The organism is Rhizobium sp. NFR07 (assembly GCF_900111905.1).
Classification (GTDB): domain Bacteria; phylum Pseudomonadota; class Alphaproteobacteria; order Rhizobiales; family Rhizobiaceae; genus Neorhizobium.
The window spans coordinates 284,892-306,871 of record NZ_FOKM01000002.1 but is presented as its reverse complement, the minus strand read 5'-3'; the positions used below and the strand labels follow the sequence as shown (position 1 = coordinate 306,871).

At 60.2% G+C, this 21,980-nt stretch carries 18 protein-coding genes; 9 read left to right on the top strand and 9 right to left on the bottom strand.

Going from position 1 to position 21,980, the window contains the following annotated elements:
- Positions 1–123: 123 nt before the first annotated feature.
- Both BM216_RS05055 and BM216_RS05050 read left to right on the top strand, forming a co-directional pair.
- Complete coding sequence (locus BM216_RS05055; RefSeq protein ID WP_092995952.1) at positions 124–2,688, top strand: hypothetical protein; 2,565 nt, start codon at positions 124–126, stop codon at positions 2,686–2,688.
- The gene (locus BM216_RS05050) at positions 2,633–4,090 is read left to right on the top strand and encodes a hypothetical protein (protein ID WP_092995949.1); all 1,458 of its coding nucleotides are present in this window, start codon (positions 2,633–2,635) and stop codon (positions 4,088–4,090) included. Before BM216_RS05055 ends, BM216_RS05050 begins: the two co-directional genes overlap by 56 nt.
- 151 nt (positions 4,091–4,241) lie before the next feature.
- On the opposite strand, the gene BM216_RS05045 is transcribed toward BM216_RS05050, so the two are convergent.
- Positions 4,242–5,609, bottom strand: a complete 1,368-nt coding sequence (locus BM216_RS05045) for a ParB/RepB/Spo0J family partition protein (protein WP_177230712.1) — start codon at positions 5,607–5,609, stop codon at positions 4,242–4,244.
- A 97-nt stretch (positions 5,610–5,706) separates the two neighbouring features.
- Here BM216_RS05045 and BM216_RS05040 point away from each other — a divergent pair, with 97 nt between their 5' ends.
- The 5 genes from BM216_RS05040 to BM216_RS05020 all read left to right on the top strand — a co-directional run bounded on the left by BM216_RS05040 (position 5,707) and on the right by BM216_RS05020 (position 12,202).
- The gene (locus BM216_RS05040; RefSeq protein ID WP_092995943.1) at positions 5,707–6,342 is read left to right on the top strand and encodes a recombinase family protein; all 636 of its coding nucleotides are present in this window, start codon (positions 5,707–5,709) and stop codon (positions 6,340–6,342) included.
- A 421-nt stretch (positions 6,343–6,763) separates the two neighbouring features.
- Positions 6,764–7,279 (top strand): RNA polymerase sigma factor, encoded by a 516-nt coding sequence (locus BM216_RS05035; RefSeq protein ID WP_092995940.1) that lies wholly within the window; start codon positions 6,764–6,766, stop codon positions 7,277–7,279.
- Between the two features lie 83 nt (positions 7,280–7,362).
- Positions 7,363–8,433 (top strand): FecR family protein, encoded by a 1,071-nt coding sequence (locus BM216_RS05030; protein ID WP_092995937.1) that lies wholly within the window; start codon positions 7,363–7,365, stop codon positions 8,431–8,433.
- A 137-nt stretch (positions 8,434–8,570) separates the two neighbouring features.
- The gene (locus BM216_RS05025; protein WP_092995934.1) at positions 8,571–11,042 is read left to right on the top strand and encodes a TonB-dependent siderophore receptor; all 2,472 of its coding nucleotides are present in this window, start codon (positions 8,571–8,573) and stop codon (positions 11,040–11,042) included.
- Positions 10,970–12,202, top strand: coding sequence for an ABC transporter substrate-binding protein (locus BM216_RS05020; RefSeq protein ID WP_244530083.1), 1,233 nt, complete (start codon positions 10,970–10,972; stop codon positions 12,200–12,202). The genes BM216_RS05025 and BM216_RS05020 overlap by 73 nt, the downstream gene beginning before the upstream one ends.
- Positions 12,203–12,204: 2 nt before the next feature.
- On the opposite strand, the gene BM216_RS05015 is transcribed toward BM216_RS05020, so the two are convergent.
- The 4 genes from BM216_RS05015 to BM216_RS05000 all read right to left on the bottom strand — a co-directional run bounded on the left by BM216_RS05015 (position 12,205) and on the right by BM216_RS05000 (position 15,372).
- Complete coding sequence (locus tag BM216_RS05015; RefSeq protein ID WP_092995928.1) at positions 12,205–12,633, bottom strand: hypothetical protein; 429 nt, start codon at positions 12,631–12,633, stop codon at positions 12,205–12,207.
- Between the two features lie 63 nt (positions 12,634–12,696).
- The gene (locus tag BM216_RS05010; RefSeq protein WP_092995925.1) at positions 12,697–13,542 is read right to left on the bottom strand and encodes a C40 family peptidase; all 846 of its coding nucleotides are present in this window, start codon (positions 13,540–13,542) and stop codon (positions 12,697–12,699) included.
- A gap of 11 nt (positions 13,543–13,553) precedes the next feature.
- Positions 13,554–13,904 (bottom strand): MarR family transcriptional regulator, encoded by a 351-nt coding sequence (locus BM216_RS05005; RefSeq protein WP_092995922.1) that lies wholly within the window; start codon positions 13,902–13,904, stop codon positions 13,554–13,556.
- Between the two features lie 67 nt (positions 13,905–13,971).
- A complete protein-coding gene (locus BM216_RS05000) occupies positions 13,972–15,372 on the bottom strand; it encodes a leucyl aminopeptidase family protein (protein ID WP_092995920.1) in 1,401 nt (466 codons plus the stop codon).
- Between the two features lie 169 nt (positions 15,373–15,541).
- On the opposite strand from BM216_RS05000, the gene BM216_RS04995 reads away from it, so the two are divergent.
- Both BM216_RS04995 and BM216_RS04990 read left to right on the top strand, forming a co-directional pair.
- Positions 15,542–16,375, top strand: coding sequence for a tetratricopeptide repeat protein (locus BM216_RS04995; protein WP_092995917.1), 834 nt, complete (start codon positions 15,542–15,544; stop codon positions 16,373–16,375).
- 128 nt (positions 16,376–16,503) lie between these two features.
- Positions 16,504–17,043: a YcxB family protein gene (locus BM216_RS04990; RefSeq protein ID WP_092995914.1), complete on the top strand. Its 540-nt coding sequence runs from the start codon at positions 16,504–16,506 to the stop codon at positions 17,041–17,043.
- A gap of 1 nt (position 17,044) precedes the next feature.
- Here the strand turns inward: BM216_RS04990 and BM216_RS04985 are convergent, their stop codons facing one another.
- The 4 genes from BM216_RS04985 to BM216_RS04970 form a co-directional block, all read right to left on the bottom strand.
- Positions 17,045–18,025, bottom strand: coding sequence for a type II secretion system F family protein (locus BM216_RS04985; RefSeq protein WP_092995912.1), 981 nt, complete (start codon positions 18,023–18,025; stop codon positions 17,045–17,047).
- 7 nt (positions 18,026–18,032) lie between these two features.
- Positions 18,033–19,046: a type II secretion system F family protein gene (locus BM216_RS04980; protein WP_092995909.1), complete on the bottom strand. Its 1,014-nt coding sequence runs from the start codon at positions 19,044–19,046 to the stop codon at positions 18,033–18,035.
- A gap of 120 nt (positions 19,047–19,166) precedes the next feature.
- Complete coding sequence (locus BM216_RS04975; protein WP_092995906.1) at positions 19,167–20,651, bottom strand: TadA family conjugal transfer-associated ATPase; 1,485 nt, start codon at positions 20,649–20,651, stop codon at positions 19,167–19,169.
- Positions 20,652–20,682: 31 nt separating this feature from the next.
- Complete coding sequence (locus BM216_RS04970) at positions 20,683–21,972, bottom strand: CpaE/TadZ family protein (protein ID WP_092996949.1); 1,290 nt, start codon at positions 21,970–21,972, stop codon at positions 20,683–20,685.
- Positions 21,973–21,980: the final 8 nt, after the last annotated feature.

Sequence of the window (21,980 nt, the reverse complement as noted above, 5' to 3'; positions counted from 1 at the left end):
GGCAATACGAAAGAGCGCATAGTCCCATTACTTCGGAAAAAGTTCAGCTAGGATCGGTGCTGTAGCAAAACGATTCCTACCGTAAGAACGAAGGGCGCTGGGCCTTCTACGGAGACCGCACTCATGGAAGACTTTGAAGCCGAGTACAGACAAGCCGTACAAGCGGGACAAAGAAATATACGGGCTAAAAAGCTTCTAGAAAATTGGTGTTACCATGCCGAATTCGCCAGAACTGGCGGCGTCGGGATGATCGAAGCCAACACCGGCCTTCCGATTGGCCATATGGGGGTTCGGTGTAAGTTCTCCAAAAAGAACTCAATGTTCAGCTGGTTACTAGAAGACGCAGTGTATGACTTCTACCTGAGCAATTGCAAAGGATGCGACAAGCGAGTTCCTGTTGGGCTTCCGAACATCGCGGAGTTTATAGAGCCTCGCGAACGCAAAGCCTTGCAACGCAAAGCTCAACAACAGGCTGAGCGGGACAAACAAGATCATGCCAAAAAAGCAAGGAAGCAGACGCGTGCTGCGTTGCGGAGCGAGCTTAGCTTCGAGGAAACCCACGTACTCGATTTAATAGACGAACTGGACGACGAGAATATCACTCACGATGACCCACGGCTTGAGCAGTTCGCAAATCTCGCGCCTGAGGTCTTCGGGCAGAAGATCATCACATATCTTCTGCCTGCTGCGATTCATGAGAATTTTCCCTATTCGCTCCACGCTGCCAAAGCGCTGATAAAGGCCCCGCTTGAGCCCACGGATAAACTAGCAGTCGCGGTGAGGCTTCTAGAGAGCTATGTCAGGTCGTCAGAGGCTACCAGCTACGTTTTAGCTGAGTCTGACAAACTCAATTCGAAGCAACTATCTTCCATCATCAGCCGATTTGTATCGATGGCAGTCACTCCCCCGCCTAGCTCGAGAATCGGAGCGGAGCGGAGGGAGTATGATGACGGGCCGATCAGACAGCTATTCGAGAACAGAAAAGACGACCTAGTCAACGAGATCGACGCTCTTTTCGGGGCGTCTCAGACCGGGCAGATAGCGGCTGCCGTACGGATAATTTTAGCACTGTCGAGCGACGAGTTGTTCCGAAAAAACGCTCGTAACATCTTTGGCAAGTTAATGCGACGGAGGCGATTGCTACAGAGTGAGGGGAGGAATAGCGAGGTCCTATTTTATCTGCGCGAAGCCGCCTCTGAATGCTTCAGACGAAGCCCAAATGAAGCGGACTCAATAATCCAGTCATTCCTTAAAGATAACGACGACACCGGAAAGCAAGAGGCCATTCGTGTGTATCGCACTGCGTTCAGGCATAGTTATCGAGAAAATCCTCAGATAGGCGAGCCGCAAAAGATCGCGTTCAGAAGACTACTTTGGGCCGCCGTGGACGAGGCCGAGACAACTATGAACGAGGCAGGGCAATTCTTCAGACATGCGCAGGATGAATACGCGGCCTTAGCTGTAGAGCATCTAGATGAGCTTATAGGCGCGGCCGCGACTTTGAGTCAGAGGTACGATTCCATCGGCACCTCAAACCAACTGGAAAGCTCGGGCAATTGGTTGGCTCAGATGGAGCGCCAAAACAGTCGCAGTGCGATCGATAATTTGCAGGGCGCATTGATAAAGTGGGCCGCGATCGGCGCTCGCTTCAAGGGAAAGGATGGCGTGGACGACTTTCTAACTCTCTATCGCCACCTGCCCGAAAGTCAGACACAAATGCGCGGAAACATGATGGTTCATGTATCGGAGCTGCTGAGCGGCGTTGATAGCCTGAACGCAGTTCTCTCTGACTGGTATAGGGCGCTGATGGACGAGAGCGCCCTTGTCCGCGCAAGCGCTGTACAGGCGTGGGAAGGCATCCCGCTCGGACTCAGGGACAATTTTCCTGATCTTTTCTTCCAGGCAATCTCGGTGCTTTTGACTGATCCTTATGTGATCGTGCACAAATCAGCAGTCAGGGCGCTAGCTAGGCGCTCCTTCCCGGCGGAAAAGCGGCAACTACTGAGTTCTCCAATGTGGAATCTCATCGCCTATTATTCGCAGGCGGGCCAAGACAAAGGTTTTCTGGTCGAGTGTATTCGATTGTTTGCAAAGCTCTGTCTTACCGACGACCAGCTAAAGGGTAATTTTGGTGTCTTTCTCACTAATCTCCTGCTGACCTTAGATGATGATGCTCTGTATAAGGCTGTCGACGATCTGGTCTTCAGCTTCCAAGATGTTCCCGGCTTCACGAAAGTCGCGCTGAAGGCTCTCTCAAGCGACTACACACGCTCCATTTCCACGGAGGATTGCGTAACGGCAATAGTGCGAGCGCCGATTAAAGATGTCCGCGAGTGCGGTGACGAGATCGAGAAAGCATTCGACGTATTGAATCCATTCCGCATCAATGAATTCAGCGAAGCTCTTCTCCTCCTCTCGGCATTGACTAAGGCGAATAGATTTCAGGCTGCTCACGCTCGAGCCGTGAAGATGGTGGAGGCCATACCCGAAGAAGATCGAAATGCGCAGTGGCGTATTGAGGCTTCATTGCTTGAAACCGCCACAGCTATTGAGACCGCTCTGGCTGAGGATAAGCCGGTCGAGGAGCTGGTAAACCGGTGGAAAATATTGATCGCTGAGCTGGAGAAAGAGAATGCGGAACGAGCCGAATACCCACATGTTCCACCGCGCTTTCTCTTCGAGAATTAGCGTAATCCAATCTCTCGATAGCTCGCTGACCACAATACCTCAAGCTGCGGAAGAGCTGCGGACAGCCAGCTCCGCATTTGAACAGGAGGTCGCAGTTCTCGGCGAAGGCGATGTAGAAGATCAGTATCGAGCATACTCATTCGCCATAAACATTTTTACGCTGCTGGCGCAATGGAAGCATGCCATCCGCGCGGCGGAACCCGACGCTCAGCGCTTCCTTGCTGCCGCCAAGATGAAAGCGTCGGAGCAAGGTCAGAATGCTAAGTTCGTCGAGATCGAACCCTTAGGCTCGTTTTTGGCTTTGGTTGCAAGCATTCAAGACACGAATGATCTCGCAAGCGTCCAAGCCGCTTTGAGAGGCTGGGCTTTGCCACTACTGATGTTTGCAAATATATCAGTAAGCGGCTCAGAGAAGCAGTATCCATCTGCTGAGAGAGAAAAATCGCAGCCCACGGTAGCGTTTCTCAAATTCGATATAGATGGGCAGCCCGCACAGCAGTGGAATTATCTGAAACCCGCGACAGCCTATGACCTGACCGTAGAAGTTCGCGTATCAAATTGGCCGGACGGGGCTGAAATTCTCTCGCTGGTCCCGATCACGATCGACAGCCGTGAACGCGACTGGCTCCCGCAATTCAAGTTTGGAAGACCCGACGGCTCTGGTCCTTTCATATTCACGGGAACAGGCCGCGCTGTACTCGAAATCGCTCATTCCTTCGGTGCAAGGCCATACGAATTTTTATATGCAGCCGAATTCGACAGCACCGTGCACCATCGGAGAGTCGAGGTAGTGGGGCATCGACGCTTGGTTTTGGAAGGCAGTGACCTTTCATCCAATCCGCTAACCGGATTTCGCAATGTCGATCTTCACCTGCTGAAAATCCGCGATCGCCTCAGGTCAATGCCCGGCATAAATCAGGGTGATCTAGCTGATGCAATGGTAATTCTCGGGGGATTTGGCAGCATTGCTGCGTCAGCATTGCGTGATGCGAGTTTTCCAGAAAATTGCTCCGAAAAAGATTTTCAGTCTGAGGCGGTTAGGATGTTGCGAATGCGCCATGACATTGGCGGCGACCTTCATGGCCATCCAGAGGCTGCTGGTGGAATAACGGACTTGACCTTTCGTGACATCCCAATCGAACTCAAAGTCGAAAACACCAAAGTACTCTACCCTAAGGATTTCGCCAAATATTTTGATCAGACTGCAGCCTATGCTTTAGCGTTAGGGAAAAAGATTGCGCTTCTAGCGGTTCTGGAATCTTCTAATAAGTCGGCGCCAGTTGGAAATGTCGACGATGATATTGATGTCATCCCGCACCAAATCGGCAATTCCCTACTCGCGATCATCGTCATTGTGATACGCGGTGGGTTTCCTAAGCCCAGTTCCTACTCCAAGCGCTAAGCGAGAAAATCTTCGGAGTCTGATTAACTGCTGCCGCTCGTGGCCCGGCACAACGGATTGCCCCACCCTTTAGGACAGAGCCGCTTTACGGCAACCTCTAGCCATTGCTCGTGCCGTGTCGATTTGCACGCACATATGGAGAACCACGCGCTCACGCGTCGCGCAGCATCGGGGTGAGGCCCTCCTCCTCAAGCATCAGAACCGCGACATCTCGGGATTTTCTGCCGAGGAGATGGCTGAAGGCTTTGGCCGCGATCTCCGGCCTCTTGGCAAGGCGCTTGCCGAACTCCTTGCCCAGCCGATCGACGATCTTCATGGCTTCCGCCTCCTGCCAGCTTCCATCGAAGTCCTGATCTCCATCCTGCAGGCCCTTCTTCCATTCCGTCATTGCATCCCGCCAACCCGGCAGGCTGACAGCTCGCACGCCCAAGACTGAGAAGGCGGCTCGCATGTTATCGATTGTACCCTTGGCGATGTTGGCTCGCCTGACGAGCTGCGCCTTGGACAACTTGCCAAGAAGTTCGGCATGGACCACCAGCTTCCATGCGTAGTTCGATCGCTCCTCGTAGGTGATGCCAAGGCTCGCCTTGCCGTTGACCGCTTCGGCATGTTCGATGGCCTCATCGACGGAGCCCTTGAAGAAAACGACAGGCAGCTCCTTGGACTTCCGCCAGAGCCGGTAGGCGGCAATCCGGTGATGACCATCCACTGCGAAGTTTCGGCCACCGCAGCGCCAGACGACGATTGGATCGAGCGCACCGTGGATGGTCAGGGCCTTGACCAGATCACTGACATGCCGATCGTCCACTTCGGCGCTCCTGATCTGGAACACCTTCGGCAGCTCGACGAGCTGTGAAAGCGGGAGACGGTTCGGCTCATCATCGAGCTTGGCGGTGGCCTTCTGGGCCTGCCTGAGGGCGTCCAGCGCCTTGCTGAACGTCAGCGCCTTCAGATCATGCGGAAGGCTGCAGGCGGCTTCCTGAGCCGGTGAGGAGGGTGTTGTGCTGTTGGGTTCTTGCATCTTCGTTCTCGTCATAGGTTCTTTTTGTGATCGTCCGTCGCCAGCACGGCAGAAAAAGGCCCCGGTAATCGATCTGATCACCGGGGCTAAGGCTGAGACGAACGTGAGCGGTTGAACCAACTCCCGGTTATCGGGTCTGAAGATGGCAATGAGATCGATGATCTGGATAGCTACGAGCGGCCCCTTCGCGAGCCGACAGAAATCCCGTTCTGACCCCTTTCCTGCCCACTGCTCAGGTGCCCATTTTGGGCAGGTGACAGACACGATCGCGGCCTTGGCCTGCCTCTTCAATTGCGAGGGGCGGGCCGAGGTCGGGTAGTTTTCGGCAGAAAATTCCGAGAGGCCAATCAGATATAAGGCTAGGGCCGGTTCCCCCTGTGCCCCGGCTTGCCCTCGCATTCGGGAGCCATCGCGACCGCGACCCACCATGCTTGATGAGTTGAGCAAGCCGCTGTCGGCGATGTCAGCATGTCCGATAGGGCATACTGTAGCGGACACGGCAACACATTCTCCGATCTCGTCCGATAGGGTTGACATCGTTCTTTCGGACACATATCCATTCGGACGCAATCCTATCGGACATTCGGAGTAACCCTTGGCAACCTTCCTATACGCTCGCGTCTCTACCTCTGAGCAGACCCTTGATCACCAGAAGACCCAAGCCGAGAAGGCGGGCTTTCGGTTCGACCACATCATCGCTGATCAGGGCGTATCAGGTGTGTCGGTCTTGATGAGGGACCGCCCGGAAGGCAAGCGCCTCTTCGACATGCTGCGAGCTGGCGACACGTTGGTCGTTCGGTGGGTCGATCGCCTTGGCCGAAACTATGCGGACGTGACCGACACCATTCGAGAGTTCATGAGACGTGGTGTCGTGATCAAGACTGTGATCAACAACATGACCTTCGACGGCTCAACATCTGACCCCATGCAGATGGCGGTGAGAGATGCGATGATCAGCTTTATGGCCGCATCCGCGCAGGCGCAGGTCGAAGCCACGAAAGAAGCCCAGAAGGCTGCTATCGAGGCCCTGAAGGCGAAAGACGACGGCGCGTATAAGGGCCGCAAACCCAGCTTCACGCGAGCCGCATACGAGACGGTGGTCAATCTGCTTGGCAAGAACGCAAGCGTGTCAGAGATCGCCCAAGCATCAGGCATCAGCCGCCAGACGGTCTACAGGATCAAGGAGAACCCAGCGGCAGCGGAGAAGGCATTGGCGCTATGGTCGCTATAACGATCTGGCTGAATTTCTGATCGCCGGTTTGCCTTACCCCGATAATGTCTTTTCGGCCTGCCCGTGGTCAGCCCTCAGCGGCCTGAAGATTTCCGGTACACAAAACCGCCACCGCGTGGTACACACGCTCCACAGTGCCGGTGAGGAAGCCATCTCGCAAGACATTGAAAACGTGAAACTTTAAGACGCAGAGATGATGCCCTCGGCAAGCTTGGCTCGCCTCTTCTGGGCACCATTCCCATTGATAATGCTTAGTAATTGGCCCGCTCGCGGGCCTTTGCTGTTTGTGGCTCAAGCGTAGCGAAAACGCCCTTTCCTGTGGCTGCAACGGCCTCTTTCCGCCAAACGGCACATCTTGCAAATTCTCGCAGAATGGCGTCATGGATAGGTTGAAGAACCGATCGATCACGGGCAACCGGTTGTGACCAACGAGACGCTCAAGGGCCTCTTTCTCGCGCACCAGGGCGAACTCCAGGCCTATCTGATGAAACAGCTGCGGAATGCCGAGGCAGCCGCGGACCTGACACAGGAAACGTTTCTGCGCTACGCGGAGCGTACACCTACCGCCGTCGCATCGATCGCCAACGAACGCTCCTATCTCTACCGCACGGCGCATAACCTTGCCGTCGATTATGTGCGTCAGCAGTCCCGACGTCGGACCGACCTCACCGCGGGTGAAGCCTTTTCCGATATCGCAGACGACCGGCCGAACCTCGAGGAGGAGACGGCGGCGCGCCAGAGGCTGGCGCAGATATCCGCCACGCTTGCCGAACTGCCGGAGCTGACCCGAAAAATCTTCATCCTGAATCGGGTGGACGGGCTTACCTATGCTCAGGTCGCCGAGCGGCTTAGCATCTCCGACAGCAGCGTTCAGAAGCATCTCGCCAAGGCGCTCGCCCTCATCACCAGGCGGTTGCGGGAAACAAATTCAAGATAAGGGCCAGACGGCTTTCCCTTTACCGGGTCGGCGGGCGTCAGACGTCCTATTGCCGAAGAGGTCGATCACAGAATCAAGACGACATGCAGGACGAAGACTTGGGGCATAGCGAAAACCGGCAAGATATGATCGACGAGGAAGCCGCCCGCTGGGTCGTGCTCCTCGGCGGCGGGACCGTGCGCGATGCGGACCGGCGCGCCCTGCAGCACTGGCTGGATGCCGACCCGCGCCATCAGGCCGCCTTCGCGGAGGCAAGCGGCACCTGGCAGGAACTCGGCGAGATGGGGCAAGCGGGACAGTTCGGCTCGATCGCGCAGCCGGTCCAAAAGCCGAGCCATCATGGGACGGAGCGGCCGGTCCGGCACATTCCGGTCGCGGCGCGCCCCGCCCGGCCAGGGCCTTCGCATCGTCGGGGACCTGTGGTTCTGAAACACGCATTGGCACTGGCGGCCTGTCTCGTGGTCGCGGCCGCGGCGACGTTCTTCTGGTACGGCAATCCCACCGTCCTACTCACGGCCGACTATGTGACCGCTCCGGGCGAGAGCCGGACGATTGAGCTGTCGGACGGTACGATCGTCGATCTTGGTTCCGACAGTGCGCTCGCCGTCGATTTTTCCGATCTGGAGCGCCGGGTCGAGCTTCTTTCCGGCCGCGCCTATTTCACGGCTGCGCCCAAGGCCGGCCCGGAAGTCCGGCCCTTCGTCGTCGCAAGCTCGATCGGCACCGCGACCGCCGTCGGTACGCAGTTTTCCGTTGACCGGATCGACGAGGCCGTCGAAGTGGCGGTTGCCGAGCACAGCGTCTCGGTCGGTCTTAACGACGGCACGAAGGCAAGCGTGATGCTCAACGAGGGGCAATCGGTGCGCTATGCGCCGGAATGCGGGCTCGGCTCGGTGGAAACGAAGAACATGGATCAGGCGACGGCCTGGCGGCGCGGCAAGATCATCTTCAGCGACGTACCGCTGTCGCGCGTCATCGCCGAACTCAACCGCTACCGACGCGGTCGGATCGTCATCGTTTCCGACAGGCTGGCGAGCCTGAAGGTGAGCGGTGTGTTCGACACGAACGACCTGCCCAATGCGCTCGGCCGCATCGTCCGCGAGCTCGATCTCAGCATGTCTTCCGTGCCGCCGCTGGTCACCGTCATCTACTGACGAGCGCCGATCGCGAGGCTCGGAAATTTTTCCGAAAAAACCTTTACCGAAAAAGATGACTGGATTCGTCTTATTTTCAGCGCACCCCGAAATTGAAGGGGACGCATGGGGATATTCGAGTACCAGGGGCATTTCAGATGGGCATTTTCGGGGAAGGCCGGGCGCAGGTTCCGGCCATGCTGCGGCTGTTGGGGACGGCCAGCATATTGGCACTGACGACGGGTGCGGTGCTGGCGCCGACATCGGCAGAGGCGCAGGGGACGACGGGGCGGGTCGCGGCCGCTACGGTGTCACTCAACATTCCGGCGCAGGATCTCAACGGCGCGCTCCTCTCCTTAGCGGACCGGGCCGGAGTTCAGGTATTCTACGACACGGTGCGGGTGCGCGGTCTCAGGAGCCAGGGCATCAACGGCACGTTCACGGCGGCGGAAGGGCTTTCGCGCCTGCTGGCCGGTACCGGGCTTTCCTACAGCTTCACCGGCAATGCCTTCACAATCGGAACGCCCGGCCAGGCGGCGGATGCGGCAGGCGGTGACGCGACCAACCAGCTGCAGCCGATCATCATCCAGACCGACCGGAAATTCGGCGCGACGGACGGCTATGTCGCCGAACAGTCGCTGACGGCGACCAAGACCGGAGCGTCGCTGATCGAGACGCCGCAATCGATTTCCGTCGTCACCCGCAAGCAGCTCGACGACCAGAATGTCCAGTCCGTGTCCCAAGCGCTGCGCTACACGGCCGGCGTCACGCCGGAATCCCGCGCCGGCCGCTACGACTATCCGAATATTCGCGGTTTCGGCGCCCCCGGCGGGGCGGATGCCAATTTCGTCGGCCTGCTGGACGGGATGAGGCTGCCGCGCGGCGTCTACTACATCGCGCCGTCCGTTGACCCCTATATGCTCGAACGCGTCGAAGTGCTGCGCGGCCCCTCCTCCGTTCTCTATGGCGCGATCAATCCCGGCGGCGTGGTCAACCTGTGGAGCAAGCGTCCGACCGAAGAGACGCTGCGCGAGGTGGAGCTGCAATACGGCACATTCGATCGCAAGCAGGCGGGCTTCGATTTCAGCGGGCCGGTGACGGAAGACGGCAGCCTGCTCTACCGCCTGACGGGCGTGGCGCGCCACACCGACACGCAGATCGATTTCACTGAAGAGGAACGTTATTCGATCGCACCGGCGATCACCTGGCAGCCAGACGCAGATACGAGCCTGACGGTTCTCGGCCATATCCAGAACGATCCAAGCTCCGGTGCCTTTACCTACCTGCCCTATGACGGAACAGTTGTGGCCAGACCCGAAGGGTTCCGCTTCGACCGCGACTTCTTCGAGGGCGATCCGAGCTTCGACCAGTCGCACCGCAAGCAGAGCGCCATCGGATACGAGTTCGAGCACCGGTTCAACGATACCTGGACCGTGCGGCAGAACCTTCGCTACATGCATCTGGACTACGACTACCAGGCGGTTTTCTCCAATGGCTGGAGAAGCCCCACCGAGCTTGCCCGCGGAACGGTTGCTTCGGATGAGACGACGCGCGGGTTCACGGTCGATACCCAGGCTCAGGCCGAGTTCGATACGGGCGCCGTCCACCACACGGCTCTGTTCGGCCTCGACTACCGCCGCAACGTGGCCGAAACCCGGATCGGGATGGATGTCAGCGACACGGCGGCTCCCGATCTCGACGTCAACAATCCGGTCTACGGCCGGGACATCGTTGCGCCGGCCATGGGGCAGCTTCCGGACCAGACGCTCAATCAGGTCGGGTTCTATGCCCAGGATCAGGTGAAGTGGGACAATCTCACCTGGCTGGTCGGTGTGCGGGCGGATATCGCCGATATCGAGATGGAAGCGGGTGGTGTCACCACGGATGATCAGACGGACCACGTCTTCACCTGGCGTACCGGCCTCGTCTATCAGTTCGACAACGGCATCGCTCCCTATGCGAGCTACGCGACCTCCTTCGAACCCGTCGTCGGGGTAAATTTCGCGGGCGACACGTTCAAGCCGACGGAAGGCGAGCAGTTCGAGATCGGCGTCAAATACCAGCCGACCGGTTGGTCCGGTTTCCTGCAGGCCTCGCTGTTCGACCTGTCGCAGACGAATGTCAGAACGGCGGATAGATCCAATCCGCTGAACACGATCCAGACCGGAGAGGTGCGTTCGCGCGGTCTCGAACTGGAAGCGCATGCGAACATCACCGACGATCTGAGCATGATCGCGACCTATTCCTATATCGACATCGAAGTGACGAAGGACACGACCTATCAGGGCAAGAAGCCGATCGGTGCTCCGAGCCATCTCGCATCGCTCTGGGCCAATTATGTCGTACCGACCGGCGCACTTGAGGGGCTGAGCTTCGGCGGCGGGGTGCGCTATGTCGGTTCGTCCGCCGGGGACCCGATGAACGACATCGAGGTGCCGTCCTACACACTGGTCGACGCGGCGCTGCGCTACGACTTCGGCGCGCTGGACCCGAAATACAAGGGCACGACGCTGTCGCTCAACGCGGCCAACCTGTTCGACAAGGAGTATGTCGCATCGTGCTGGAACCAGACTTCGTGCTTCTACGGCAACGGCCGGACGATCACGGCCAGCCTGAAGGTTCGCTGGTGAGGGGTATCACCTGCGGATCAATGGAACGAGGGCCTAAGGCGCGAGGACCGGGAAGGCGTGGAGCGATCCGCGCCCTCCTCTGCCTGCTACTCTGTCTTCTCGGTTCAGGCCATGCGCTTGCCGCGCCTGTTGAATTCACCGACATGGCCGGGCGTCAAGTTAGGCTCACGGACACCCCGAAGCGGATCGCGCTCGGCGACGGCCGGCTGCTGACGGCCTTTGCGCTGGTCACGCCAGAGCCGGTCGCCCGGGTGATTGCCTCGACCGACAATCTGAAGCGCTACGACCCTATGACCTATGATGCCTATCTGGCAAAATTCCCTGCGCTTGCGGATGTGACCGATCTCGGCCCGCCATCGGCCGATCTTTCGGCGGAGGGGCTGCTGTCCGTGGCGCCGGATCTGGTACTTTTGCCGCTCTGGCTGCATAGCGACCGGAATAGCGAGGAGACGCTGACAGCGGCCGGGGTGCCGGTGGCCTATGTCGACTTCTTCTCCGATCCTGTGGCCGGATTGCCGGGCGCCTTGCGCGTCATCGGCGCGGTGCTGGAGCGGCGGAAACAGGCGGAGGCCTATCTCGCCTTCGTCGAGCGGCACATGGAGGTGATACGTCAACGGCTCGCGGATGCCGGGCCGAAACGGCCGAAAGTCTTCCTGCATGCCCGCTCGGCGGAATGGGACTGCTGCTGGTCGGCGACGGGAAAGGTGGGCGAGATCATCGCCTTTGCTGGCGGCGAGAATATCGCGAGCGGCATGATGGGTGGACAGACCGGCCAGCTCAGCCTGGAATTCGTGCTCGGCGCCGACCCGGATGTCTATATCGCCGCGGCGAGTTCGGGAGCCAGCCGGCCGGGTGATTTTCCGATCGGAGAGGGGGTGGCGGCTGCTGACGTACAGGCGGCGATGAAAGCCATCCGCAGCGAGCCGGCGCTTGGGACGCTGACGGCGGTGACGAAGGGTAACGGCCATGCGCTGTGGCTGTTTTTCTTCCAGTCGCCGACCTATGTGATCGCCATCGAGGCGATGGCGAAGTGGTTTCACCCGGAACTGTTTGCCGATATCGATCCCGCTCGCACGCTGGCGGAGATCAATGCTACCTATCTGGCCGTGCCGATGACGGGGACGTTTTTCGCGGATATGGAGCCGGCGGCTAGGCCGTAAGCTCAGCGGGGCAGGAAATGCGGGCTGATGCCGGGCACCCACTCGGTGCTTGGCATGCGCGTGCCGGTATAGGTCGCGCCGTTGGCCGCCTTGCAGTGATAAAGGCGAACCGGAACATCATCCCAGCGGAACACATCGTGGCGGCTGCGCGAGCGGGAGACATAACCGATGTCGCTGGTGCACTTATAGTCGTCCGGCTTGACGCGCTGGGCTTCGGGCACCACGCCGGGCAGGCCTTCGAAATAGGTGCCCATCGACCGGCCGAAAGGGTTGCCGTCCGCGGCAAAGACCACCGACGGCACGGCAGCAAGGATCAGCGCGGCGAACATCACGGCGGGCAATATCCAGGCACCTTTGAGCATATGGCTGAACTCCATACCATTGGTCTGCGATTCACGTGAAAGATAGGTGCAAGCCTGGAGTGATGCCATGAAGGCCTACCCAACATTCTCGTGATGACCCGCCTTTGGCCGCCATGGTGTGGCGCGGCGGCGTCAGGTCAGGCGGCGATAGCCGGTAGGCTGTTCGTAGAGCCAGCCGATGCGTTTCACCGCCGCCTCGAAATTTTCCCGCGACACGGTCATGGTGTGGCCGTTGGCGTGCAGAAGCGTCGTCTCGTCTTCCATGATGCCGACATGGCCCTTCCAGAAGACGAGATCTCCGCGGCGCAAGTCACCCCTGCCGATCGTCTCGCCGAACGAAGCCTGCATGTCGCTGTCACGCGGTGCCTTGCGCCCGACCATCATCAGGGCGAGCTGCACCAGGCCCGAGCAGTCGATGCCGAAGCCTGAGCGGCCGCCCCAGAGATAGGGCGTTTCCACGAAGCGGGCGGCCACGGCGACGTAGTCCTCCCCCACCGTTTCACCAACCGGGATACAGTGGGCGGCGATGACGGCACCGCCGTCGGCCAGGGTGAAGTAGCGGGTGCCGCGGGTTTCCGCCTCTCCAATCACGGTGACGAGACTTCCCATGGAGAGGGCCCGGGTCACGGACTTGCGCAGCTCCGCTTCGGGATAAACGAAGGTGCGCGGGGCGGCGATGCGATGGGTCGGCTCGACCGGCGCGCCGATCATCTCCTCCGGCAGATAGCCGACATAGCCGTCGAAATCCGCCTGGACCCAGGCAAAACCGTTGGCCCGATCGAAGACGCGCAGGCTTTCGCCGTGCAGAAGCTCGGTATCGATGCCACGGGCAAGATCCGCATGGGGGCGAAGCGGCGCGACCGACGTCACGACCGTGGCAGGCTCGCCCGGCACGAAGCGGGCCGCCTCGACCTGTCCCTTCAGCGTCTCGGCCGCAAGGTCCGGCCGGAAGGCATTGAGGCGTCTGTCCAGTTCCATGGTGCAATCCTTCAAGAAGCGATGCTTCTTCCTTCGCGCATGATCAGGTCGCCGAGCCGTTCGAGATAGATGGCACCGCCGACGGTTCGTTTTATCACGACATTGCGGCGATCGCGATCATCCCGCATGCGTTCAACAAGACCCATCTCGCCCATCGTATCAAGTGCGCGGGTGATGACCGGCTTTGTGACGCCGAGCGTGGCGGCCAAACCACGAACGGTATGGGGCGGCGGGACCAGGTAGATATGCAGCAGGATCGCCATCTGCCGCAGGGTCAGGTCATGGGCCTCGCCCCTGACCTGTTGCAGCGATACGCGATACCATAGCCCCAAGGCTTCCGTCGCCGACAGTTCAACCGACATTTCGGCACTCCAAGCCGATACCCAATACGGATGCCGATCCTAGAGCCAAACCGTTACCGGTGTGTTTTCAGCTCTTCTTTCCCGCCATGTCGCGGATGACGCGGTAGAGCGCGCGGATGGCGAAAGCCTCGCCACCCACCGGCGCATGGGGCTTGTCGGCGAGGTTCCAGCCGTAGATGTCGAAATGGATCCAGCTCTGAGCCGCGGTGACGAAGCGTTTGAGGAAGAGGGCCGCGGTGATCGATCCCGCCATGCCGCCGGAGGGCGAATTGGTGATGTCGGCTGCGCGGGAGCGGATGTCCTTGTCGTAGCCCATCCACAGCGGCATGCGCCAAACGGGATCGACCGCATCGCGTGCCGCAACCTGCAGCTTGCCGGCCAGCGCCTCGTCGTCAGTGAAGAACGGGGCGAGCTCCGGGCCGAGCGCCGTGCGGGCAGCGCCGGTCAGCGTCGCCATGTCGATAAGGAGATCCGGAGGAGTTTCGTCGGCATAGGCCAGCGCATCGGCAAGCACCAGGCGGCCTTCGGCATCGGTATTATCTATCTGGACGGTGATGCCCTTGCGGCTCTTGTAGATATCGCCCGGGCGGAAGGCATTGCCGGAGACGGAGTTTTCGACGGCCGGCACGAGGACCTGCAGATCGACAGCAAGGCCGGCATCCATGATCATCAGCGCCAGACCGAGAACGTTGGCGGCGCCGCCCATGTCCTTCTTCATCAGCGCCATATTGGCGGCGCCCTTCAGGTCGAGGCCGCCGGTATCGAAGCAGACGCCCTTGCCGACCAATGTCACCCGCGGATCACCCTTCCTGCCCCAGCGCATTTCGAGCAGGCGCGGAGCGGAAACGCTGGCGCGGCCGACGGTGTGGACCAGCGGGAAATTCCGCTCCAGGAGATCATCGCCGACGGTGGAGGTGACGGTCGCGCCATAATGCTCGCCGAGCGCGCGGAAGGCTGCGTCCAGCTCGGCCGGGCCCATGTCGTTGGTCGGCGTGTTGATGAGATCGCGGGCCAGGAAAATGCCGGCAAGCTGCCGTTCGATATCGGCGGCGTCAACGCCTTCGGGCATGGCGAGGCGAACATCCCTCCCCTTTTCCGACTTGTATTTCGCGAAGGAATAGGAGCCGAGGCCAAAGCCGAGGGCAATGTGTTCAGCGTCGATGCCGCCTGTCTGTACGGACCAGTCGCCGCGTGGCAGCTGCTTGAAGAGCTTGCCGGAAAGGAACGGCGTCTCCCGCTGATCACTGCCGAGACCGAAAAGCGCGCCTGCGACGGTTCCGCCCTCGCCCGGAACGGCGAGCAGGGTTCCGGCTTCCGCTTTGAAGCCCGCTGCCTTCGCCCAATCCGCCGCTTCCTTTGGCAGCGTTGCAGCGTCGAGATCGGCCGGGGTTACCGCCGTAACCGGCTTGGTCGCCGCACCGGCGGGGCTGAAAACTGAAGGGCGGAAGATGTGCTGGAAAGGGGTCATGACGGTTCGCTCGGGCTTTCATTCAAGGCTGTGGTGACCTTCGGCGGGCATGTCCGGAATCACTGCTCTTAACGGTCTGTTAGGGTTAACAGTTTATTGCAGAAGGGGAAATGCGCCACCCGTCATTGCTGTCATTCGGCGGCACCGACACCGGATCGACGAGACCCCGATGACAGCTGCAAAGACATCCGCCCCGCTTTCCACGATGGCACGCGCCGCGATCTTCATCTGCCTCGCGATTGCCGTTACCGGCTGCGCCTCGACCAAGCGCGACAATGACAATCTCACCACCGGCTCCATCCCGAAGGTCTCCTCGGCACCGCTGGACGGCATGAATGCGGTGGAGCTTGCAGCCACCGAGAAAGCAGTCGGCGGGGCCTATATCAGGGATCCGAAGAACCGGGATGTCGGCATGCGTTATGCAACCGTGCTCGGCATGACCGGAAAACACGCCCAGGCACTCGCCGTGATGCAGCAGGTCGCCATCGCACATCCCACGGATCGTTCCGTGCTGGCCGCCTATGGCAAGGCGCAGGCCGGCGCCGGACAGCTGGAGCAGGCGCTTGCCACGATCGGCCGCGCACAGACCCCGGACCATCCGGACTGGCGGCTGATCTCGGCGGAAGGCGCCGTGCTCGACCAGCTCGGACGCGCCGACGAGGCCCGGCAGAAATACCGCATGGCGCTTCAGACCCAGCCCAACGAGCCGAGCATCATGTCGAACCTCGGCATGTCCTATGTGCTCTCGGGCGACCTGAAGACGGCGGAAACCTATATGCGCGATGCGGCAAAGCAGCCGGCCGCCGACAGCCGCGTCAGGCAGAACCTGGCGCTCGTCATCGGCCTGCAGGGCCGCTTCTCCGAAGCCGAGCAGATCGCCCGCCAGGAATTGTCGCAGAGCCAGGCGGATGCCAATGTCACCTACCTGCGCTCGATGATGAGCCAGCAGAATACCTGGCAGAAGCTTGCCGCCAACGACAAGGCCAGGTCGGCCACGAACTAGGGGTTCCTTCTCCCCGCCTCGCTCAGGGTTGAGCTGAAAGACCGCATCGCGCATAGTCGGATGACACCATGGTTCTCGTCATGAGCGCCATGGCCCGCCTTATACGATAATCACAATGCGGAGCCCTGATGGCCGATACCGAAACGACGCCGATCTCCGGCACCGTCACCCTCAACTCCGCCGACAACATACGCATTCTGCTGCTCCAGCTTCCTCGCCTGTCGCTGAGACTGATAATTTTGATCATCATCGTCTTCGGGCTCGTGGGAGCGGCCGCAATCGCCTTTGATAGCCGCCTCTCTTTCACCGAAGCCCCGTTCGAAGCCATGAGTTTTGCATTTCGGCAGCTCTGGCCCTTCGCGATCGGCAGCTTCTTCTTCGTTCTTTTTCTCATGCTGATCACCAGTATGTTCAAATGGAACCGCTTTCCCGAGCAGAACAAGATCGTTACCTACACTGCCACCGAGCTTGGCATGACCACGACGGATGCTGCGGGAGCTTCGATCCACGTGCCGTGGTCGATGGTCAGGAAATCGAGGCGGACGAGCAGCTATATCTTGATGGAAACGAAGCCGGGCGCTTTTCGCTTTGCGCCATTCAGCGCGTTTTCAGCCGACGATGGCGAGAGGCTGTGGCAGCTCGTCCGCACCCATACGCCGGCTAAATAGATCAGAAGCGGTCGGCGACCTGGATGCCGGCTGGGCCGAGAATGACGGCGACGAGGACCGGCAGGAAAAACAGGATCATCGGCACCGTCAGCTTCGGCGGCAGGGCGGCCGCCTTCTTTTCCGCCTCGTTCATCCGCTCGTCGCGCCCTTCCTGGGCGAGAACACGCAGCGCCTGGGAAACCGGCGTGCCGTATCGATCGGCCTGGATGAGTGCCTGGGCGACGGCACGGACGATATCGAGCTGGGTGCGGTTACCGAGGTTTTCCAAGGCGGTACGACGGTCCTGAAGGAAGGACAGCTCGGCGGTGGTGAGCGCGAGTTCTTCGGCGAGTTCCGGCGACTGGGTGCCGATTTCCTCGGCCGCGCGACGCATGGCGGCTTCGATCGAGATGCCGGATTCCACGCAGATCAGCATCAGGTCGAGCGCGTCGGGCCATGCACGCTTGATCGAGGCCTGGCGCTTCTTCATCTTGTTGGTGACGTAGATATTGGGCGCGTAGAAGCCGAGATAGGCAAAACCGACGACCGCGATGATGCGGATGCCCATGGGCCTCGAGGCAAGATTGCCGAGAGCGAAGACCCAAATGGCGGCGGCGGCGAGAAACAGGAAAGGCAGGAGAAAGCGCGCGACGAGGAAGAGGTTGAGCGCATTCTGGCTTCTGAGGCCGGCCGCGCGCAGCTTGTTGATCGTGCCCTGATCGACCAGCGCCTCGCGAAGATTGAAGCGCTCGACGATCTTGCGCGCCGAGCGGTTGTTCTGGGCACGCAGGGTTCCCTTGGTACCTTCGGTGCTCATGCGGGCGCGTTCGCGGGCGCGCAATTCCTCGCGCTCCGTCGATACGGCCTTCATCCGCTTGCCGAGATCTCCGCGCTCCATGTAGGGCACGGCGAGCGAATAGAATGTCGCGAAGACGGCGACGGCGACGAGGATCGCCAGGAGGGTCGCGGGGTCGGTGATGGTTGCTGCCAGATCTTTCATCAACGCCCCCTCAGATGTCGAAGCTGATCATGTTGCGCATCACCAGAATGCCGATCGACATCCAGACGCCGGACACGAGCAGGATGATGTGACCCCGCGGATCGGTGAAAATGATCGAGATATATTGCGGCGACGTCAGGTAGACGAGCAGCGAGACGATGAAGGGCAAGGCGCCGATGATGACGGCAGAGGCCTTCGCCTCCATCGACAGCGCACTCACCTTCGCCTTCATCTTGCGGCGTTCGCGCAGGACTTTGGACAGATTGCCCAGCGCTTCGGACAGATTGCCGCCCGCCTGGCTCTGAATGTTGATGACGATCGAGAAGAAGTTGACTTCGGAGAGCGGCATGGTCTGCAGCATGCGCGAGCAGCCTTCCGGTATGCTGAGGCCGATCTGCTGGGATTCGACAATGCGCTGGAATTCACGCTTCACCGGCTCTTGGCCGTCCGAGGCGATCAGCCTCACTGCGTCGTTCAGCGGCAGGCCCGACTTGATGGAGCGGACCATGACATCGAGCGCGTTCGGAAATTCCTCGAGAAACTTGTTCTGTCGGCGCTTGACCAGAAAGCCGATGACCCATCGCGGCAGGCCGAAGGCAAAGACGAAGCCGGCACCGAGGGCCGGCAGCAGCGAGAGGCCAGCGATGAACGCGATGATGAAGATGAAAACGCCGAGGCCGATGGAGAAGGCATAGAAGCGTCCGATCGTCAGCGGCAGGCCTGTCTGGGCCAGCCGGGACTTGAGGCTCTTGTCGCCGACATACTTGTTCTTTTCCTGCTGCTTCTTCTCCAGGTCCTTGAGAGAATCCTGCAGCGACTTGCGGCGTTTCGACAGCTCCTGCACGCGGTCGCGGCTCGCCTTTGCCTTGTTGATATCGGTCTCGGCCGCCTTCACGCGCGAAAGCCGCGCACCGGCCTTCTTCTCCGTCTCGATGCGGGAGAACAGCAGGGCATAGCAGACCGCGGCCGCCGCCACGGCGACCAGCAGCACGATCGCCAGCATGGTCATATCAAGCCCGAACATGGGAACTGTCCCTCAGGTCCAGAGCATTTCCGCCTTCCTTCGAAAGGCGAAACTGCTCCATCTAACTGTTTCTACACAATTCCGGATGCAAAACCGGTTCCCGGTTTCGCTGGAATTACCTTAATCTCTCGCCATTTCCATCGCGTCGAGGGCGGCAGCCAGACGCCGCTCTTCGCCGAAATATCGCACCCGGTCATGGAAATGCGGCTTGGCGATGCCGGTCGAGACGTGCTTGCCGATGATGCGGCCATTGGCGTCTTCGCCGTCCATCTCGTAGCGCATCAAATCCTGGGTGATGATCACGTCGCCTTCCATGCCGATCACCTCGGTGATCTGGGTGATGCGGCGCGAACCATCGCGAAGACGGGCCGCCTGGACGATGACGTCGACCGATCCGCTGATGATCTCGCGCACCGTCTTGGCCGGCAGCGTGTAGCCGCCCATGGCGATCATCGATTCCATGCGGCTCAGGCACTCGCGCGGCGAGTTGGAGTGGATCGTGCCCATCGAGCCGTCGTGGCCTGTGTTCATCGCCTGAAGCAGGTCGAATACTTCCGGTCCGCGCACTTCACCGACGATGATGCGTTCGGGGCGCATACGCAGGCAGTTCTTGACCAGATCGCGCATGGTGATCTCGCCCTCGCCTTCGATGTTCGGCGGGCGTGTTTCCAGGCGTACGACATGCGGCTGCTGCAGCTGCAGTTCGGCCGTATCCTCGCAGGTGATGACGCGCTCGTCGGCGTCGATATAGCGGGTCAGGCAGTTCAGAAGCGTCGTCTTGCCCGAGCCCGTACCGCCGGAGATGACGACGTTGCAGCGAACGCGGCCGATAATCTGGAGAAGCACCGCGCCTTCGGGCGTGATCGCTCCGAACCTGACCAGCTGGTCAAGCGTCAGCTTGTCCTTCTTGAACTTGCGGATCGTCAGTGTGGGGCCGTCGAGCGCCAGCGGCGGGGCGATGACGTTGACACGCGAACCATCAGGCAGACGGGCGTCGCAGATGGGAGAGGATTCATCGACACGGCGGCCGACCTGGCTGACGATACGCTGGCAGATGGACAGAAGCTGCGCGTTGTCGCGGAAGCGGATCTCGGATTCGATCGTCTTGCCGGCAACTTCGATAAAGGTCTGGCCGGCACCGTTGACCATGATGTCGGCGATATCGTCGCGCGCCAGAAGCGGTTCCAGCGGACCGTAACCCAGAACGTCGTTGCAGATATCGTCAAGCAGTTCCTCCTGCTCGGAGATCGACATCGCGAAATTCTTGATGGTGATGATGTCATTGACGATGTCGCGGATTTCCTCGCGCGCGCTCTCGGTATCGAGCTTGGCGAGCTGGGAAAGATCGATCGTGTCGATGAGGGCGGAAAAGACCTGGCCCTTGGTATCGTAATACTGTTCGGTGCGCGCCGGGCGCTTGCGAGCGGCAGCGGCAGGCGCCAGCGGCGGCGGGGCAACCGGCTGACGAGGTGCCTCCAGCGGCGCGGCCGGTGCGGGAGCATCCGAACGCGTCGAGCCAGACACTGCGGGCGAATGCGCAGCAACGGGCGGCGACGTGATTGTCCCGCCCTTCCCGAACCCTTCGTTTCCGCGCTTTCCGAACATTTTGAAGACCTAATTCTTTTCTGGCTTAAAGCTACTTGCGACCCAGCATGCCGAGGACCTTGCCGAGGCCGCCCTTCTTCGCCTTCTTGACCGCAATGCGGCCAGTCACGATGTGGGAAATCTGCGAGAAGGTTTCGGCGATCGGCGACTTGCCGTCGATTTCCGAAATCATCCGGCCGCTGTTGGCGGCATTGCCGAACAGGCTGGCGTCGAACGGGATGATCGCGATCGGCTCGATCTCCAGCGGCTCGATGAAGTCCGAAGGGTTGATTTCCGGACGCTTGGGCATGCCGACCTGGTTGAGGATCAGATGCGGCGCGCGATCATTCGGCCTCAGCTTCTTCAGCGCATCGAGCATGTTCTTGGTGTTGCGCAGATTGGCGAGATCGGGCGCGGCGCAGATCACCACTTCATCGGCATCGGCCAGAATGGCGCGGGTCCACTCGTTCCAGACATGGGGAATGTCGAGAACCGCCATCGGCGCGCTGCGCTGCAGGATCTCGATGACCGGCTGGAAGGCGCCGTTTTCAAAATCATATGCGCGATCGAGGAGAGACGGTGCCGCGAGCAGCGACAGGTGATCGGAGCATTTCGTCAGAAGACGGTCGAGGAAAACCTCGTCCAGGCGCTCGGGCGCAAACACGGCCTCGGCGATGCCCTGGGTCGGATCCTGGTCGAAATCGATATTGGCCGTGCCGAAGGGCAGGTCGAGATCGGCCAGGATGGTCTCTGTCGAAAACAGGCTCGAAATGCCGAAGGCGCAATTATGGGCGACGGTCGAGGAGCCGACGCCGCCCTTGGCGCCGATGAAGGCGATCGACTTGCCAAGCGGCTCGGCATCCGGATCGACGAAAATCGACGATATCGCCGCCATCATGTCAGCCATGGCGACGGGCGCAACGAGATATTCGGAAATGCCGTTGCGAACGAGATCGCGATAGAGCGAGATATCGTTGTATCGGCCGATGATGATCACCCGGGTCGACGGATCGCAGACCTCGGCCAACGGAGCCAGTTCCGCCAGCAGGTTGCGCGGCTCCGCAGTCGTTTCGAGGATGATGAGGTTCGGCGTCGGCGACGATGCAAACATGTTGGCGGCGGCGGCGATGTTTCCGCTTGTGACGCGCAGATTGACCTTGGCCATGCGGCGGTCACGCCCCATCTTGTCGATGGTGCGCTGGACCTGCTCGCTTTCGCAGAAGGCATGGATGGAGATGCGCGGAAGCGGCCGCACTGCTTCCAGCTCGGCACCCGCCGGATGATCCTCGCCAAGCTCTCCCGGCGAAGCCTCACCCCTCATGTCGTAATTGACGGTGCTGATCATCGCAT

Bases quoted from the DNA above. Each gene is read 5' to 3' on its own strand.
- BM216_RS05055 (WP_092995952.1), top strand. From the start codon at position 124: ATGGAAGACTTTGAAGCCGAGTACAGACAAGCCGTACAAGCGGGACAA.
- BM216_RS05050 (WP_092995949.1), top strand. From the start codon at position 2,633: ATGCGGAACGAGCCGAATACCCACATGTTCCACCGCGCTTTCTCTTCG.
- BM216_RS05030 (WP_092995937.1), top strand. From the start codon at position 7,363: ATGCAGGACGAAGACTTGGGGCATAGCGAAAACCGGCAAGATATGATC.
- BM216_RS05025 (WP_092995934.1), top strand. From the start codon at position 8,571: ATGGGCATTTTCGGGGAAGGCCGGGCGCAGGTTCCGGCCATGCTGCGG.
- BM216_RS05015 (WP_092995928.1), bottom strand. From the start codon at position 12,633: ATGGCATCACTCCAGGCTTGCACCTATCTTTCACGTGAATCGCAGACC.
- BM216_RS05010 (WP_092995925.1), bottom strand. From the start codon at position 13,542: ATGGAACTGGACAGACGCCTCAATGCCTTCCGGCCGGACCTTGCGGCC.
- BM216_RS05005 (WP_092995922.1), bottom strand. From the start codon at position 13,904: ATGTCGGTTGAACTGTCGGCGACGGAAGCCTTGGGGCTATGGTATCGC.
- BM216_RS05000 (WP_092995920.1), bottom strand. From the start codon at position 15,372: ATGACCCCTTTCCAGCACATCTTCCGCCCTTCAGTTTTCAGCCCCGCC.
- BM216_RS04995 (WP_092995917.1), top strand. From the start codon at position 15,542: ATGACAGCTGCAAAGACATCCGCCCCGCTTTCCACGATGGCACGCGCC.
- BM216_RS04990 (WP_092995914.1), top strand. From the start codon at position 16,504: ATGGCCGATACCGAAACGACGCCGATCTCCGGCACCGTCACCCTCAAC.
- BM216_RS04980 (WP_092995909.1), bottom strand. From the start codon at position 19,046: ATGTTCGGGCTTGATATGACCATGCTGGCGATCGTGCTGCTGGTCGCC.
- BM216_RS04975 (WP_092995906.1), bottom strand. From the start codon at position 20,651: ATGTTCGGAAAGCGCGGAAACGAAGGGTTCGGGAAGGGCGGGACAATC.